Annotated in this window: 16 protein-coding genes; 10 read left to right on the forward strand and 6 right to left on the reverse strand. The window is 41.6% G+C overall.

The window, feature by feature from the left end; translation table 11 throughout:
* Positions 1–21 precede the first annotated feature (21 nt).
* Positions 22–2,988: a DNA polymerase III subunit alpha gene (locus X939_RS0105225; protein WP_025762214.1), complete on the forward strand. Its 2,967-nt coding sequence runs from the start codon at positions 22–24 to the stop codon at positions 2,986–2,988.
* Between the two features lie 214 nt (positions 2,989–3,202).
* Here X939_RS0105225 and X939_RS0105235 read toward each other — a convergent pair whose 3' ends face one another.
* The 3 genes from X939_RS0105235 to X939_RS0105245 all read right to left on the reverse strand — a co-directional run bounded on the left by X939_RS0105235 (position 3,203) and on the right by X939_RS0105245 (position 4,801).
* Positions 3,203–3,487, reverse strand: coding sequence for a type II toxin-antitoxin system RelE/ParE family toxin (locus X939_RS0105235; protein ID WP_025762215.1), 285 nt, complete (start codon positions 3,485–3,487; stop codon positions 3,203–3,205).
* 2 nt (positions 3,488–3,489) lie between these two features.
* The gene (locus X939_RS0105240; protein ID WP_025762216.1) at positions 3,490–3,681 is read right to left on the reverse strand and encodes a hypothetical protein; all 192 of its coding nucleotides are present in this window, start codon (positions 3,679–3,681) and stop codon (positions 3,490–3,492) included.
* A gap of 811 nt (positions 3,682–4,492) precedes the next feature.
* Entirely contained in the window at positions 4,493–4,801 is a 309-nt protein-coding gene (locus X939_RS0105245) for a hypothetical protein (protein ID WP_025762217.1), read from the reverse strand.
* A gap of 136 nt (positions 4,802–4,937) precedes the next feature.
* On the opposite strand from X939_RS0105245, the gene X939_RS0105250 reads away from it, so the two are divergent.
* Both X939_RS0105250 and X939_RS0105260 read left to right on the forward strand, forming a co-directional pair.
* The gene (locus tag X939_RS0105250; protein WP_025762218.1) at positions 4,938–6,464 is read left to right on the forward strand and encodes a P-loop NTPase fold protein; all 1,527 of its coding nucleotides are present in this window, start codon (positions 4,938–4,940) and stop codon (positions 6,462–6,464) included.
* 294 nt (positions 6,465–6,758) lie between these two features.
* A complete protein-coding gene (locus X939_RS0105260) occupies positions 6,759–8,111 on the forward strand; it encodes a T9SS type B sorting domain-containing protein (protein WP_025762220.1) in 1,353 nt (450 codons plus the stop codon).
* A gap of 242 nt (positions 8,112–8,353) precedes the next feature.
* Here the strand turns inward: X939_RS0105260 and X939_RS24105 are convergent, their stop codons facing one another.
* The gene (locus X939_RS24105; protein WP_131694657.1) at positions 8,354–8,449 is read right to left on the reverse strand and encodes a transposase domain-containing protein; all 96 of its coding nucleotides are present in this window, start codon (positions 8,447–8,449) and stop codon (positions 8,354–8,356) included.
* Positions 8,450–8,760: 311 nt separating this feature from the next.
* Between X939_RS24105 and X939_RS22080 the strand changes: the two genes are divergently transcribed.
* The 6 genes from X939_RS22080 (at position 8,761) to X939_RS0105295 (ending at position 13,267) form a co-directional block, all read left to right on the forward strand.
* Entirely contained in the window at positions 8,761–9,012 is a 252-nt protein-coding gene (locus tag X939_RS22080; RefSeq protein WP_044198627.1) for a type II toxin-antitoxin system HigB family toxin, read from the forward strand.
* 552 nt (positions 9,013–9,564) lie between these two features.
* Positions 9,565–9,855, forward strand: a complete 291-nt coding sequence (locus tag X939_RS22085) for a type II toxin-antitoxin system RelE/ParE family toxin (RefSeq protein ID WP_229235998.1) — start codon at positions 9,565–9,567, stop codon at positions 9,853–9,855.
* A 5-nt stretch (positions 9,856–9,860) separates the two neighbouring features.
* Positions 9,861–10,187 carry a helix-turn-helix domain-containing protein gene (locus X939_RS0105275; RefSeq protein WP_025762221.1) on the forward strand — a complete coding sequence of 109 codons (327 nt, stop codon included), beginning with the start codon at positions 9,861–9,863 and terminating at the stop codon, positions 10,185–10,187.
* Positions 10,188–11,115: 928 nt separating this feature from the next.
* Positions 11,116–11,964 (forward strand): SDR family oxidoreductase, encoded by an 849-nt coding sequence (locus X939_RS0105285; RefSeq protein ID WP_025762223.1) that lies wholly within the window; start codon positions 11,116–11,118, stop codon positions 11,962–11,964.
* A gap of 2 nt (positions 11,965–11,966) precedes the next feature.
* On the forward strand, positions 11,967–12,359 hold the full coding sequence (locus X939_RS23270) for an Atu4866 domain-containing protein (RefSeq protein ID WP_084299322.1): 393 nt from the start codon (positions 11,967–11,969) through the stop codon (positions 12,357–12,359).
* Between the two features lie 2 nt (positions 12,360–12,361).
* Positions 12,362–13,267 (forward strand): helix-turn-helix domain-containing protein, encoded by a 906-nt coding sequence (locus X939_RS0105295; RefSeq protein WP_044198504.1) that lies wholly within the window; start codon positions 12,362–12,364, stop codon positions 13,265–13,267.
* A gap of 151 nt (positions 13,268–13,418) precedes the next feature.
* Here the strand turns inward: X939_RS0105295 and X939_RS0105300 are convergent, their stop codons facing one another.
* Positions 13,419–14,471 (reverse strand): glycoside hydrolase family protein, encoded by a 1,053-nt coding sequence (locus X939_RS0105300; RefSeq protein ID WP_025762226.1) that lies wholly within the window; start codon positions 14,469–14,471, stop codon positions 13,419–13,421.
* Between the two features lie 171 nt (positions 14,472–14,642).
* Complete coding sequence (locus X939_RS0105305) at positions 14,643–15,278, reverse strand: SDR family oxidoreductase (RefSeq protein ID WP_025762227.1); 636 nt, start codon at positions 15,276–15,278, stop codon at positions 14,643–14,645.
* A 547-nt stretch (positions 15,279–15,825) separates the two neighbouring features.
* Here X939_RS0105305 and X939_RS0105310 point away from each other — a divergent pair.
* On the forward strand, positions 15,826–16,404 hold the full coding sequence (locus tag X939_RS0105310; RefSeq protein ID WP_025762228.1) for a Crp/Fnr family transcriptional regulator: 579 nt from the start codon (positions 15,826–15,828) through the stop codon (positions 16,402–16,404).
* The last annotated feature ends 40 nt before the right edge of the window (positions 16,405–16,444 follow it).

The following is a 16,444-nucleotide window of genomic DNA, read 5'->3' on the forward strand; positions in this document are numbered from 1 at the left end:
CCTTTATCACCCCCCAGAATCATGTTACTCAACTGCCACAGCTTCTTCAGTCTACGCTACGGTACCATACCGGAAGAAACCCTGCTGGACCTGGCACAGCAGAACGGTTACCGTTGCATCGCCCTGACCGACATCAATAACACCTCCGCCTGTCTCAACTTCGTACGCATGGCGCCCCGCTATGGCATCAGACCCATACTGGGCATCGACTTCCGCAACGGTATCCGCCAAAAATTCATTGCCCTGGCGCGTAATAACCAGGGCTTCCAGGAGCTCAACCGCTACCTATCGGAGCACTCGCACCTCAAAAAGGAGATTCCCGATCAGGCCCCTGCCTTTCTGGACGCCGTGGTGATATACCCTTTCGAAACCCTGCTGGACACGGAGAAAAACCAATTTCTAGAGCACGAATACATTGGCATATCCAGCCAAGATCTACTCAAAATACGCTATTCCAGACTCTATCGGCACCAGGACCGGTTCGTGATCCTGCAGCCCGTAAGCTTCCGCCATAAGAAAGACTTCAACACCCACCGTCTCCTTCGTGCCGTAGACGAGAACACCATGCTGCAAAAACTGACAGTTTTCGACACCGCCAGCGAAAGCGAACAGATGCAGCCTATAGAAGTCCTCAAAGCTCGATTTAAAGACTATCCTAACCTGATCTACAACACCGAAAAACTCCTAGAATCCTGCGAAATACAGTTTTCCTTCGGCGAAGGACGGCAACACCAGAATCTGAAAGTTTATGGAAAAACGGCACAGGAAGACTATGAAATGCTGCGGAGCCTGAGCTATAAGGGACTGAGCTACCGCTATGGCACTGCCGTAGACGACCGCATCCTCGACCGCATCGCCATGGAGCTGGAGCTCATTCGCCAGCAGGACTTCGTGCCCTTCTTTCTGGTCAACCACGACATCGTCTCCTATGCCCGTCATAAAGACTATTATTATGTGGGTCGGGGTAGCGGGGCCAACAGCATCGTGGCCTATCTGCTCAATATCACCAATGTGGACCCCATCGAGCTGGACCTGTACTTCGAGCGGTTTATGAATCTGTACCGGAAGAATCCCCCCGATTTCGACATCGACTTCTCCTGGAAAGACCGGGACGACATCACCCGGTATATCTTTGAGAAATACGGCAAAAACAACCAGGCCGCCCTGTTGGCGACCTATAATACCTTCCAGCATAGCGCCGCCGTGCGGGAGCTGGGGAAGGTATTTGGCCTGCCCACCCATGAGATAGACGCCCTGAGCGACAAGAAGTTCGAATACAACAAGCTGGACGACCTCTCCAAACTGGTCCTTCGCTATGCCCAGTATCTCCAGGAAAACAACCAGCCCAACCACCTGAGCATTCATGCCGGCGGGATTCTGATTACCCAGAAGCCCATCCATTATTTCTCAGCCACCGATCTGCCCCCCAAGGGCTACCCCACCACCCAGTTCGACATGGTGATCGCCGAGGATGTGGGTCTATACAAGTACGATATCCTCAGCCAGAGGGGGCTGGCCAAGATCAAGGAGACCCTGGACGTAATCCACTACAACCGCCCGGAGGCCCCGGCCATAGACATCCACGATGTCAGGAAGTTCAAAACCGACCCCAAGATCAACGCCCTTATCCGCCGGGCCTCCTGCATAGGCTGCTTTTATGTGGAGTCGCCCGCCATGCGCATGCTGCTCAAAAAACTGGAGGTAGACACCTATCTGGGACTGGTGGCAGCCAGCTCCATCATCCGTCCCGGCGTAGCCAAAAGCGGGATGATGCGCGCCTATATCCTGCGCCACCGCTTCCCCGAGCGCCGCCTCGACGCCCCCCCCGAACTTCTGCGCCTGATGGAAGATACCTATGGGGTGATGGTCTACCAGGAGGACGTCATCAAGGTAGCCCACTATTATGCCGGCCTCACCCTGGCCGAGGCCGACGTCATCCGTCGGGGCATGAGCGGGAAGTTCCGCGGCAGGGCCGAATTCGAAATGGTGCAGACCAAATTCTTCGAAAACTGTCAGCATAAGGGCTACGACCCCGTGCAGACCCAGCAAGTATGGGACCAGATCGCCAGCTTCGCCGGCTACGCCTTCGCCAAGGGCCACTCGGCATCCTACGCCGTAGAGAGCTATCAGAGCCTGTTCCTAAAGACTTACTACCCTCTGGAATATATGGTGGCCACCCTCAACAACGGAGGGGGCTTCTACAGCCAGGAGCTCTACATCCACGAGGCACGCATGTGCGGAGCACAGATAGAGGCTCCTTGCATCAATCACAGCGACGCCGACACCTGCATCAGCGGCACCACCATCTACCTGGGCCTGCAGATGCTCCACCAGCTGGAGCTGCGCACCATGCAGCAGATCCTGCACGCCCGCCAACAGGAAGGACCCTTCGTCTCGCTCAACGACTTCCTCGACCGGGTGCCCATCAGCATCGAGCAGCTCACCATCCTGATCCGCATCGACGCCTTTCGGTTTACCGGCATCGACAAGAAGACTCTGCTCTGGAAGGCCACCTTCCGCCTCAATAAAAGCACCAACAAAACGCCTCAGAAGCAGTTATTTCAGAACCAGGTAAAAGATTATAAGCTCCCGCAGTTTCAGGAGACCTTTATCGACAACGCCTTCGACCAGATCGAACTACTGGGTTTCCCCCTCTGCAGCCCCTTCGCCCTCTCCCGGGAGCCCATCCCGCCTGGGGTGATGAGCAGCGAGATCCACCAGTTTGTCAACCTGCCTGTAACCCAATATGGCTATCTGGTAACGGTAAAAAACACCCGCACCAACCGGGGAGAGACCATGCAGTTTGGGACGTTTGTAGACCAAAACGGAGATTTTATCGATACGGTACACTTCCCTCCCATCGTCAAAAAATTCAAACTCACCGGCCGGGGCCTATACAAAATCCAGGGAAAAGTCACCGAAGAATTCGGCTTTCTGTCCATAGAAGTGGCAGCCCTGGAAAGATTGGATATGGTTTCGAGGGGTTAGGCTTTAGGCTTTAGGCTTTAGGCTTTAGGCGAGGAAAAATTTTTGTAAGGAATAGGTTCCGGGAAGGGCAGGAAAATGGAGGGTATTCTTAATCTTGGGGCGTGTAAAATCAATCGAGATAGCTCAAAAGATGCAAAATCATTTTTTTGGGGTGAGTTCACCAAAATAGCCATTATTACCTCCCATGACTTTTTTCGTAATTTGCATTGATTTATTATTTAAATAGGTCGGAGTGCGTACCCGTTCTTACCAATTCCAGAAGCATAAGTTTTTCATTTTCGTCCCAAATAAGTAATACATCAGGTCGAACATGGCATTCCCAATAGCCACTATATTCCCCTCTTAATTTATGAGCATTATGATTCCTATCCAGTCCTTTATGCACTTTATTTGCTAATATTTTAAGCACATTCGCCAATTCATCAAAATCCCTTAGACTACGCTTTTTGAGTAATTTAGCATCTTTAAGAAATTTCGTTGAGTATAGTATTTCAAACATGACTATACTAATTTCAAAAACTCATCAACACTTCCTACCCTATTACCCTTCCCATTCTTAAGCTCTTTCATGGCCTGAATAGTTTCCTTGTTAGGAACTCTTTCCTCCGAAATAATTTTACCATGAATCTTGCTTAAAAATTCCTTAAAAGAGGAGCTTTCTTCCTCTGGCAACTCAATTGTGAACGTTATCATTTTTTTTTACATTTAAAAGGGTTGCTACATTTATAAACCAATAAAAACCCCTTTAAGTTATGTTGACAAACTCAAGAAGCAATATTTTAAACACTCCCCACCACAATTTTCTTGCCCATTAAGTTCAAAAAACCACTCATTTTCAACGACTTTCGCAACAGGTATACCCCTATCCCTTGTATAATGCTTCACTCGTTTTTGTGCTTACCATGGACCAGTTTGTAGCCCCTAAAAAAGGACAAAATAAGGATAGATAAATAAATCAAAAAAACATCGCTCGCACCAGTAATCCAAAGCGGTCTTTGAGGGAGTGAGGGAAACGTATTAGGCAGTTAGGGGTTAGGGGTTAGGCGAGTGCTGGAGGGGGGATCTACTATCAGGCACCATGCCAATCTTAACTTTTTCCTGGATTAGGCTGTAGTCCATTCCATTCCAGCCAATGTACTTTTTAAGATCCACTCCGTTCTTAACTTCCTAAACCCATAAACCAGCTTATATCAGAACAAATTCAGACCAATTACCCTCCCAAAACTATGTTCGGCTATCTGACCAAGATCGGCTTTTAAGTCAAGAATAGACCTGTTTTGTGGTGCGGAGGCTGGCGGAGCTACACCAATATGAGGGATGGCACACTTGCGATATATATATTCCTGAATTTTATAAAAGAAATGATCTTATCGCCAGCCAAACTTGTAAATGGCGTATAGTTGCTACATCACTAGCAGTAATGGGTAATAAAATGACGGATTGCTAAATTCTATATTGGTTACCAACCTCCTCCAAGTCCCATAATTTGAATTTGGGAGTAATATTAGATAATGTTTTTACATTTTATTGGCTTTCTTAGACGACCCTTATTACGCCGGAATCTAAATGCAAAAAATTGATACAGCTCCCCTGAATCATAACCTAAAAACTCGTCCAATTCTTCAAAGCCCAACAGTAATGTCCTCACTGGGTTCTTTAATGGTTCAAATAGATAATTAAAAATGAGTATTGTAGAGAATTCATTTTCTTTAAAAATCGTATGATCTGACTCAATAAGCCAGATGCCGATTTCTTCCAATTTCTGTTTTTGCCTATCCACTTCAAAATGGGAGCGCCCCAAGAACTTAGTCATTTGTTACTTGTTTTAATTCTTTACTCAAAATATAATTGAAATAAAATGAAGTTATCCTATACCATTTTTGAAGATAAATAAATGCAATAATAAGCATTAAATATTTTACCTTTAATCTGTACACTTATCTAGTAGCATGGGCAACATTCGAGTAGACCACACCTCACTGGAGGACAAGTTCATAGCACATTTAAATGAACCAATTAATAATAAAACACTCCTCAGTGGACCTTTCGGGTCTGGAAAATCAACTTTCTTAAGCCAAATAGAAAAAAAATATAATAACTCCGAAGCATCAAAGGCCAAGCAGCAATTCATCTTCTTAAAAATTCTACCTGTCAATTATTCTATAGCTTCTAATGATGACATATTCGAGCTGATCAAATACGACCTTATTGTTGAGCTTCTGGCCAAATATGGGGAAAAGATAACGTTCTCAGAAGAGGACTTTTCTATGTTTCTTATTTATCAGATGTTTATAATTGAACGATTTGGTGGTGGCAAAACATTGGGAAGCATGATCCAAGCGGGTCAGATAATTACAGAAATAGCCAACTACCCTGAAGCAATAGTGGCAAACCTAACGCTTTCCTCAAAGATCAACAAATGGCCCGGAAACCTATGGAAAGGATTACAAAAATTCAGAGAAAAGGTGCAGGAAAACCCTGAAAGAAAAATCATAGAAGAATTCATGGCTAAGCAAGAATCTAAGCCGGGAGTTTACTCGTCTGACCCTGTATCAAGCCTGATTTATCAATTAGTTCAGCGCATAAAAAATCAAGAAGCGAAAACGGTGTTAATTGTCGACGATATGGACAGGCTGGACCCAGAGCATATCTTTAGGATTTTCAACATTTTTAGCGCTCACTACGATCCAGAAGTTGACATGAATAAATTTGGTTTTGACAGAATTGTTCTAGTTTGCGATATAGATAATATCAGAAAGATATTTCATCATAGATATGGTTCTGCTGTTGATTTCTCAGGTTATATCGACAAATTCTACTCTACTGAGCCATTTCATTTCGACAACCAATTAATCATTAGAGATTCAATTGATAAGATTTTTACAATTCTTAAACCTCAACTCCCTACAAGTTATAAAGAACGGAACCCCCTCAACGAAATGGAGCGGCTGACTACTTATATAGTGCGTACACTGATAATTTATAAACGACTGAATCTGAGAAAAATCATAAACTATCCCAAAATCGAATTCCCAACGGAAACGGTAAGGCTTTTTGCGCAAGAAGAAATAAATAAAGCTGAATCAGATTTTTTCATACTCTACAGAATACTAAGAGGATTTCTCCATAGTATTGATCCAATAATTGAAAGTATTGAGGCTGTAGAAAAAAAATACAGTCCTGATGAATTCCATGAACGCAACGACACTAGCCTTGATATCACTACACTTACTAAAACTGTAATGAAAATCTGTTTACCTATTCTACGCACCCCAACTTTGGAGATTAGTATAGAAGAGGTTGACAGACAGAGGATCAACATTCCAACTCTTGGTATGGATGTTATTTTCGAAGGTAACTGGAAAAATCCAATTATTAAAAAAGTGGAGCCAACTTCTGATCAAACTATCTTAAATCCATTTATGATATTGGGGAAAGCATTAAATGAGGCTAGAAAACGGGGTTTTATTACCTAGTCCATCAAGCGGAACGAACACATATTACCACCAGTACTTAATTGTAAAAACTCCAGAAGAAAATTTTAACTTTAAACTCGCTGCAAAACTATTCCAGTTTTTAAGCGGAAAGAGCAAAAATCCGAACAAGAAATTTTTGTTTAGAGTAATAGGGCAGACACCTATGTTCCGTAGTGTGCAAATCGGGGCGGATGAAAAATTCAAAACAAAACTCAAACCAGCTATTGAACCATGGTTAAATCTTTCAGTTGGTATACCTTTTTGATAATAATTATTGGGTTGAATTGTTTTGGTATGAATCCAGCCAAAGGACAAAACTTAGTCCCAAATGGTGGATTTGAAAACATTATTAAAAAACCTTGTGATTTACTCACTACAATCGGTGATAACGTATCCGTCTTTTCATCAAATTGGTATACCCCAACCGGTGGTACTAGTGATATTTGGGTTGATATCAACACTTCAAATTGTGCTGTTGATTTACTCAAAAGATACAATATCAAACCACATTCGGGACAATTTTGTGGTGGTATCATAACTTCGGCAAATAATAATGAAATTATTAATACTAATGCAATACCAGTATATAGAGAATACTTACAAGTAAAACTTGCTCAAAAATTACAAACAGACAAAGTCTATTATTTAGAATTTTATGCTCATTTTATCTACAACTCATCTCTTGCCAGCAATAATTTAGGGGCTCTATTCACAAAGGATTCCATAAAATCCGAATCTCCATTAGATTTCGGACTTTTAAAGTATGAACCACAAATCAATATTTCGGAAATCATTTCGGACACCAAAAATTGGGTAAAGGTTAGCGGCTGTTTTCAGGCTTCTGAAAATTATGAATTTCTTACAATAGGCAATTTTTTTCCCGATTCTAAAACTGCATTTAGTCCAACCATTTATCTTACAGGGCTAGAACCTTACTACTTAATAGATGATGTGTATTTGGAAGAGTATGACCTCAATCAATTACCTCCTAACGATATTTTAGGGAAAGATACCACACTTTGCTTTGGCCAAACCCTGAATTATGATTTAAGTCAATATCAACAATTTGATTTTTATTGGCCAAACAATAACCATACCCCAAAATACACCATTGATCGCGCAGGCGAATATGAGTTAAACCTAGCCTTTAACAAATGCGTTGTAAAGGATACGATTCGTGTTGAAATTATTAATGAAATTGATCTTGGAGTCGATTTAAATGTTTGTGAAGATAATTTTCCAATAATCATTCAGAGCAAAAATCTGGAAAGTATTTCATGGAGTAACGGAGAAACTGCCAAAGCTATAACAGTTTCCAGTGCTGGAACCTATTCAGCTCAGGCACTCGATAAGCAATGCTATTCTGAGGATTCCATCACTATTAAAAGTGTTACCTGTCCTGGGCTGATTCCAAATGTTATCACCCCAAATAATGATGGAATTAATGATAACTTCATCATCGACAATATACGGTTGATTCCTTGGCAATTAAGAATTTATAACCGTTGGGGGAAAATGGTTTACCAAAACAAACATTACGACAATTCTTGGAACGGCAATAACCTATCTAGTGGCCTGTATTACTATGAGCTATCCAGTCAGGAAATTTCGAAACATCTGAAAGGTTGGGTGAATATAATAAGATAGGGCTTAATTATGGATGTGTAAAATGAACGCTGTCTGTGGTTAATTAATCATTCAAATTTATTTTTCTTTATTGGATTTTCAAGTGCTATTTAAAAATTACGATTGGATTTGTCAAGGGTGGCCGAGGCACGAGGTCATTTATATGTAAGCAGTCGCCCATCCCACTTATTATGGTAAAGGGGCCAAAATTTAGCACTTTAATTCTTCCAACGTTATGGTAACAAGTCTGAGAATTTTCCTTCCTAGTTCCAGTAGTTCAATTTTCTTAGAACGACTAGTAACCAAGCTTGTGGCTTGATGTTGTGATTTTTGCAGGTTGCAAAAAGTGAATAGATCATGGATCAAGTCAAAAACTCATAGAGCGTGTGGGATTTTATAAGAAGGTATTTCTATCCCATAAGCCCGTCGCCATCATACCACCCTTTCTGGGTTTTGGGAATGGACTAAAGCGATTAATTTCTATAACCATGTCACTCATTCTGGGTTTTCATGGATCAAGGTCGATTGCCGACAGCCCACAGCTGATTGCCGACTGCTGAGCGCCTCTATATTGGGCAATCAGCTGTTGGCCTTGGGCTATCAATTAGACTGGTCAGCACAGATAATTTCCGGATGCATTTCTATTACCAAAGAACAAACTTCCCTAAAAGTGGAACTTTATTTGACATTTTGGGAGAAACACCCTGATGCACGACCATCCATAGAAACTTGGTATGCAACCATTGAAACGAATCGGTTCAACTTTCCCAGTGAGATAACAGGCTTCTTTAAGGATGCCGACACCCTTAAGAACAATAGAATTGTCTTTGACATCTGTAATAACAAGTACAGGCTCATTGTCAAATTTGAGTACAGGTATCAATCAGCTTATATCAGATTTATTGGCACTCATAAAGAATAAGATAACACGTACTAAACGGCAAACGCGCCCTCAGCTTAAAAATGATTAAAGCCTTGCGTGAGAATTTGGGCATTTCGGCCGATGTTTTATTGACCTAATTATCCTTTAGTCACTAACCTATATGCCACAAGGCCTTATTGGTTAAAACTGTCTTCGATTATGAAATCTCCTTCGTATCTTTATGTTGTAGCATAGTTTTTTAAAATATTAATATGCTGTTTATCAGGGTATTGAATAAAATATATCCTGCTTTTTTATGCTAAAATACTTGATCAAAACGTGTTAATAAGTGCCTGCGTAACTTGAGTAATTCATCAGTAATTTACTTAACTTAGCACGGTGCGGCCATGGTTCTGCATGCAATGCCATTTCTGAACAAATTTTCAAAACGTTATGCGTCAGCTTAAAAGAAGACACCGACAGAAATAGCGAAATCTTTTGTTTCCATATTTAGAAACTTAATTTATCTTTGTGGCGTCTAACAATCAATTTGACTAATGAAGTATTTTGAGACTAAGTTTATGGAAGAAGCAAATGAGTTCATAGCAGAACTTGACCCAAAGACTATCAAAAAAAAAAATATTTTACAACATTGACCTTGCCGAACAGACGAATGACCCGAAATTGTTCAAGAAATTGCAAAATGACATTTGGGAACTTCGGACAAAATTTGGTGGAGCTCAAATCAGATTGCTTGCATTTTGGGACAAGTCAAACAACAAGGAAACCTTGGTAATTGCGACTCACGGTTTCATAAAAAAGGTTGACAAAGTACCAGCAAACGAAATCGACCGTGCAGCAAGACTGAGAGACAAATATTTTAACAACAAAACTAAAAAGTAGAAAACATGGCAACGAAAGCACTCAAGACTTATTCACTTACCGAAATGAAAGATAAGTATATCGGTAAAGTTGGGACAGCAGACCGTGACGAATACGAATACGAACTCCGTATGGATGTGTTAGGAAAAATGATAAAATCGGCGAGACAAGAACGCCAATTGACACAAGAACAACTTGGCAAACTCGTTGGTGTGCAGAAAGCTCAAATTTCAAAACTAGAAAGCAGTGCTAACAGTGCGACAATAGACACTGTTCTGAAAGTTTTCAGAGCATTAAAAGCAGAAATAAATTTTAGCGTAAAACTTGAAGACAACTTTGTTAAACTTGCATGACAGAAAAGAAAGCCGTACGCATAATAGAACATTTGCAATAGGCGGGGGTTTCGAACTCCGCAGACAGTTTAGCGTTAGCCGAAAGTTTTGTTCTCCGCATAAGCATTTATAGTAAAAATTCCGCCCTTCGCAAATCCGCAAACCGTGTTATCGGTAATTAATAAAGAACGTGAATGCACGAAAAATTCATTAATTACTTCTCTAAAATATCGACTCTTTCAATTGAAGAGTCTGAAGCGATTATTTCAAGTCTGCAAACTAAAGCATTGAAAAAGGGAGAGTAATTATTAAAAGAAGGCCAGATTTCTGCCAACACGTATTTCATACCTGAGGGTTGTATACGAGAAAACATCCTAGCTGATGGAGAAGAAAAGATTACGGGTTTCTTTTCGGTGAAACAGTGGGCTATCTCGCTTTATTCTTAACCACTTAAATCCTTGGGCCAGTTTATCGCCCCTATATTAAAGATACAAACATAACCTACTGAAAAGGCTATCCCTACGAGAGGAAATACTCCCCTACCGACTTAGACATAAAAGGATCACATCGTATACTTAACGGAATACAGGATAGTTAAAACGAGAAGAAATAATGTAGAAAGGCCTACTGAGGCCACTGTGATCAGCAGATTATTCCTCTTTTTGATCCCTATGAACAGCAGCAAGGCCGCCAGAATAAAAACCACGATTAAAACTCCAGTAAATCCCATCCTATCAATACGTTTTATATTCAGATTGATAAATATGTCCATATCACACCATTCACCAACAACCTCCCAATTAAATCTTTCGTCAAAATGAGCGAACGGTAAGTAATATCGGAAGTGAGCCACATAAAAGTAGATTTTGCTAAGCCTTCCATAGATTTGGAAAAGTATTAACGGCTGAGCATTGGCAACTTTGCAGTGTAAATTTAAAACACTAAAAAGATGAACACTAAAAAAGTATGGTTTGTAACAGGGGCGTCTAAAGGCTTGGGATTAACACTGGCAAAAAGCCTATTAAAAAATGGATACCGTGTAGCAGCGACTTCTCGGAATAAGCAAGCCCTTATGGATACCATAGGTCCAAAGAGCAGCCATTTTCTTCCTATAAACATGGACCTTACCAAAAATAACGACGTTCGAGAGGCGATTGAAGCAACTGTCCTACATTTTGGACAAATAGACGTGATCGTCAATAATGCGGGATACAGCCAAATAGGAACATTAGAAGAATTGTCCGATGAGGAAGTGATGACCAACTTCAGGGTCAATGTCTTTGGCTCTTTACATGTCATTCGGAATGCCGCAGTATATTTGCGAAAACAACAATCGGGTCATATTTTTAATATCGCATCCATTGGCGGCTATACGGGCAACTTTGCTGGATTTGGAATCTATTGTTCCACCAAATTTGCCGTAGCCGGCTTTACGGAAGCACTTGCCGAAGAAATGAAGTTATTCCAAGTCAAGACCACTTTGGTTTATCCAGGCTACTTTCGAACCAACTTTTTGGCCGAAGGTTCCATTCAGACTCCTGCCAACCCCATGCAGGAATACAAGAGTGCTCGTGAGCTGGAGCAGGCCCATTTAAACGAAATCAATGGAAATCAACCCAATGACCCTGAAAAAGCGGCCGACGTGCTGATGGCATTGAGCCAACAGGAAAATCCACCGGTTCACTTTTTTATGGGAGAGGACGCCTACCATTATGCCCGGCTTAAAATAGAAACCATTCAAAAGGAAATGGATGCTCATCGTCACTTAGGATTATCCACCGGATTTGACCATCAATAACGATGAAGGAGCATTCAAAAAGGCTTTATGCAATTGCGACAATAATCGCTACCTTCAACACAGCCTGTAACCCTACCCATCATGTATACCTCCATACCGGAGCTCACCCAGAACTTTCAAAAACGAATAAATTGGATTCAGCAAAAATAGAAGACACAAAAGCATACTTAGGTAAATGGGTTACCGAAGATGGCTATATTAAACACTACCTTCTGCCCAATAGCCGTTATAAGGAAACCAGAGGGAATAAAGAAAATGCCTATCAAGGCACCTATCAGGTAACTGGAAACCATATTGATTATAAGGACGATACTGGATTTACGGCCGATGGAGAATTTAAGAATGGTATTCTTTATCATGCTGGAATGGTACTATATAAAGAAATAAACGAATAAATATGTATCGATTTAAGACCATCAGTGCGTTTCACCAATACGCTCGGCTACCTAAGCCCGAACACCCCTTCATTAGCCTCGTAGATTACAGCCAAGTGGCTTACCCTACCGATCGTAATGAAATAAGGTGGGTCCAGGATTTTTACTCGATCGGGCTAAAAAGAAATGTAAGCGCAAAATTCAACTATGGTCAACAAAAATACGATTTTGACGAAGGGGTGTTAGCGTTTGTAGCCCCACAACAAATCCTAAACATCGAGATCAATCAAGATGTAACAACAGCTGCATCGGGGTGGTTATTATTAATCCACCCCGATTTCCTATGGAATACCAGTTTGGCAACAACCATTAAAAAATATGACTTCTTCGGCTACGCTGTAAATGAAGCACTTTTCCTTTCCGAAAAGGAAGAAAATATATTAGAAGCAATTTTAGTAAATATCCAAAGGGAGTATTATTCCAATCTGGATAAGTTTAGCGAGGGCATTATAATTACTCAGATCGAGTCTTTACTCCAATATGCCGAGCGTTACTACGAGCGTCAGTTCTTTACTAGAAAAATTACCAATCACCAGATTCTTATCCAATTAGAAGAAATCTTAAATAAATATTTTTGCTCAGAAAATGTACTTTTAAAAGGGGCTCCTACCGTCCTACAAATAGCCGATGACTTAAACCTGTCACCAAACTACCTCAGCAGTATGTTAAAAAACCTTAGCGGGCAAAGTACGCAACAGCATATCCACAACAAAGTGATTGAGATTGCTAAAGAAAAACTTTCGACTACGGAACTGAGTATTAGCGAAATTGCCTTCGAATTGGGTTTTGAACACCCTACCTCCTTTAGCAAGTTATTTAAGAGTAAAACCAACACTTCACCCCTAGCCTTTAGACAATCTTTTAATTAGCCTCCGGGAACCCGCTTATCAGTATCAACTCCATGCTATTGACCAAAGTATGCGCTTCAGGACAGGACCATTCCAAGTACTGAAACCCCAGCAATTTCCAGAATTATTATAAGAAAAGGGTTTCCACCTTCCTAGCCCTACCAGATCGCCCTCAATGGTTAATGGGAATGGTTATAATAAAGGAGTCGTCGCCCAGCTTACTGGCCAGGCCCAACACCTGCAGGTCGCCATCCTCCCTATACACAAAGGGCCGTTCTAGGCGGTCGGGGACCATGGTAGTGCCATCCTTTCTTTTTATTTTCTTAGGCATCACCTCATACTCCTGAGCCTTTACCCAGTGAATGCCATCGTCGGAGCTTACCAGACCTATAAATTTATGGGCATGGAAAATACCGAAATATTTATTTCTTTTTTGATCGTACCATAGGGACATATCTTCCGTGTCAATATAATCGATTACCGGTTTGGGCTGGATAACAAACGGGCCCAATGGGCTGTTGGAGATGGCCATGGCCTGGTTTCTAATGAACCGGGTCTCATTGGGCTTGTCCCCTTTTATAATGAGATAGTAGCGTCCATCCCGCCCCCGGTCGATGGCTGGATTGACTGTCAGAGTAACAATTGGCCCGGAGGGCTCAATTAAAGGCGTATCAAAACGCTCCCACGGACCCGATAAGGAGGAGGCTACTGCCACACCCGTCCGTTGATTTGGGCGTATAATCCCCCAGCTAGGATGGGTATAGCCTCGCAGACTGATTTCCATGAGTTCATCCTCCGTATAAGGCTTATCGCCCATGTTTGTGGAGATATAATACAAATAGTACTTACCTTCGAAAAATTTGATCTTAGGATTATGCGCCGTGATGGCATCCCAATGTCCAGCACCCGTACCCTTCAATACCGTTTCTTTATACTCCCAAGGCCCACTAGGGCTGGCCGACACCGCATGCGCCACCTCAGAGTACAGTAGCCAGCCGGTGAATTTTGTCGCTTTCGGCCAACGGGAATAAAACATATGATAGAGCCCGTCGTCGGCTTTAACAATTGATCCGCACCAATTATAATAATCCTTGGTGCGGAAAATATTAGTATCATCAATATCGGTAATTTTCCCTTCAAATAAAGGTGGGGAGTAGCTCGTTTGCGAAATCGCCTTATGCCCCCAGATAGATAGCAGTACCATCACCAATGCCGTTCTCAACATGTCTTTGCTCTTACTTTGTAAAATGATCTCTGGAAAATATCAAAACCCAAATCGTCGTGTGCTATCATGGGAAATGATGATTCAGAAAGCAGGGGGAGACTCAAATCTACTTAGAGTCGCTTCAAAGTTACAGTTAAGGAATAGACTCCTGATAATCATTTACGTTTATACCTACGCGCGTACGGCTACCTCTATAGGAATCTTTCCACTTAATATTTCGCATATCTGATTTTGCTGTACTCCGTCTTCCAAAACTGCAACCAGGGTCTGGGCTACATCGGCTCGTGTAATATCCCCCTGCCTTTCAAATTTTTCCTGTAACTCAATTTTGCCTGTTCCTTTTTCGTTTGACAATGAGCCGGGCCTAATAATGGAATAATTCATGCCGCTTGCCATCAAGTGCTCATCAGCCGCTTGCTTGGCCTGTAAATATGCTCTTAGATCTTCGTTGGCCGAAGGGTTGTCGGCACCCATAGAGCTTAACATGACAAACTTCGTGGCGCCCGCTTCTTTAGCAGCATCGGTAAGACGCTTGGCCCCATCCCGATCGATCCCTTCTACGTTCTTCCCCTTTGATCCTGCAGCAAAAATCACTTTATGCACGTTATTCACTGCCTGGCTTAGATCCTGCTCCAGATCGGCCAGTACTACAGTCACATTATCTTTTTCAAATTGCTCCTTTTGCCCCTGCTCTCTGACCATTGCGACGGGCGTATATTTATCCGAGTGTTTCAACAAATCGACAATTATCTTTCCTGTGGTACCATTTGCGCCAGCTACCAATATATTTTGCTTTCCCTTATTCATTATGATTTTGTTTAGTGATATAATTTATTATTCCGCTCAGCCTTTTAAGCTTTTTGACAGATTTACGGTTAATGATTAGCTGCGAGATTAGCCCTAAATAATTCCAGATTAGAAGAACCATTTAAAACAGAGCCACTACTATCATTTAGTCTCTTCTGAACCTATTAAGGCTACAATATTCGTGCCCACTGGACGGTAAATTCTTTTTATTTACTCAAAGTCATATTATTACCGAAATGCTAGGCGCAATATTCGTATTCAGTACATGTCTCTGAGCATCATATTGGAGACGACCTAACTTACTACTATTTCTGGAATGGGCCAATGCAATGTCGGCTTTACCTGCAGCAGTCAGGCCAGCATCCTTAAGATGAATAAAAGTTATTGTCTTTGGGATTAGATTACTTAAAATTTTAATTTAGATTTATAAAAAAAAAGCAAAAATACTAGGCAAGTATATCATCTATCCATTTACCACTTTACGATTCCATAAAGTCCGGAAGGCTCTTTATAAATAATGATTTCTACATAACTGTAAATCAAGTTTATGGCACAGACCCTATTTCAAAAGCTTTACAGTCATCCGCTCATGACTCCCCAGGACTTGGACGAAATTGCTTCGTTACATCAGAGAATGGTCCTATCAAAAAACGATATGCTATTGCAGGAAGGAAAAACTGCTAATGCATATTATCTGGTAGAAAAAGGATTAATACGCTTCTTTGTTCACGACTTGGATGGAAATGAAATTACAACACAATTTATTTGTGAAAATGAGATTGCCAATGAAGTGTCCTCCTTATTCCAGCGACTCCCCTCCGTGCAAAATATACAATCGGTAACTGATGCCGTAGTGTGGAAAATTGAATTCAACGATTTTCAACATTTGTATCACAGCATGGAGTCGATCCGGGAATGGGGCAGAGAATGGATGTCTCGCCAACTATTTCAGACACAGCAGCGCTCTATTGAAATGATTACGCACTCTGCCTCCATGCGATATTTACAATTGATAGAACACCGACCTCAAATTGTGCAACAGGCTCCCCTGAAACAGATTGCCTCTTACTTAGGCATTGCAGACACCTCCCTCAGCCGTATTCGCAAGGAAATGATTACCAACTAGCATTTCTTGACATAGGTTAAGTATCCTTGCTTTTTCAAGC

Origin of the sequence: Dyadobacter tibetensis Y620-1, assembly GCF_000566685.1 — a bacterium.
Classification (GTDB): domain Bacteria; phylum Bacteroidota; class Bacteroidia; order Cytophagales; family Spirosomataceae; genus Dyadobacter; species Dyadobacter tibetensis.

Bases quoted from the DNA above. Each gene is read 5' to 3' on its own strand.
- X939_RS0105245 (WP_025762217.1), bottom strand. From the start codon at position 4,801: ATGACTAAGTTCTTGGGGCGCTCCCATTTTGAAGTGGATAGGCAAAAA.
- X939_RS0105235 (WP_025762215.1), bottom strand. From the start codon at position 3,487: ATGTTTGAAATACTATACTCAACGAAATTTCTTAAAGATGCTAAATTA.
- X939_RS0105310 (WP_025762228.1), top strand. From the start codon at position 15,826: ATGGCACAGACCCTATTTCAAAAGCTTTACAGTCATCCGCTCATGACT.
- X939_RS0105295 (WP_044198504.1), top strand. From the start codon at position 12,362: ATGTATCGATTTAAGACCATCAGTGCGTTTCACCAATACGCTCGGCTA.
- X939_RS24105 (WP_131694657.1), bottom strand. From the start codon at position 8,449: ATGATCTATTCACTTTTTGCAACCTGCAAAAATCACAACATCAAGCCA.
- X939_RS0105275 (WP_025762221.1), top strand. From the start codon at position 9,861: ATGGCAACGAAAGCACTCAAGACTTATTCACTTACCGAAATGAAAGAT.
- X939_RS0105305 (WP_025762227.1), bottom strand. From the start codon at position 15,278: ATGAATAAGGGAAAGCAAAATATATTGGTAGCTGGCGCAAATGGTACC.
- X939_RS0105250 (WP_025762218.1), top strand. From the start codon at position 4,938: ATGGGCAACATTCGAGTAGACCACACCTCACTGGAGGACAAGTTCATA.
- X939_RS0105285 (WP_025762223.1), top strand. From the start codon at position 11,116: ATGAACACTAAAAAAGTATGGTTTGTAACAGGGGCGTCTAAAGGCTTG.
- X939_RS0105240 (WP_025762216.1), bottom strand. From the start codon at position 3,681: ATGATAACGTTCACAATTGAGTTGCCAGAGGAAGAAAGCTCCTCTTTT.
- X939_RS0105260 (WP_025762220.1), top strand. From the start codon at position 6,759: ATGAATCCAGCCAAAGGACAAAACTTAGTCCCAAATGGTGGATTTGAA.
- X939_RS0105225 (WP_025762214.1), top strand. From the start codon at position 22: ATGTTACTCAACTGCCACAGCTTCTTCAGTCTACGCTACGGTACCATA.
- X939_RS23270 (WP_084299322.1), top strand. From the start codon at position 11,967: ATGAAGGAGCATTCAAAAAGGCTTTATGCAATTGCGACAATAATCGCT.
- X939_RS0105300 (WP_025762226.1), bottom strand. From the start codon at position 14,471: ATGTTGAGAACGGCATTGGTGATGGTACTGCTATCTATCTGGGGGCAT.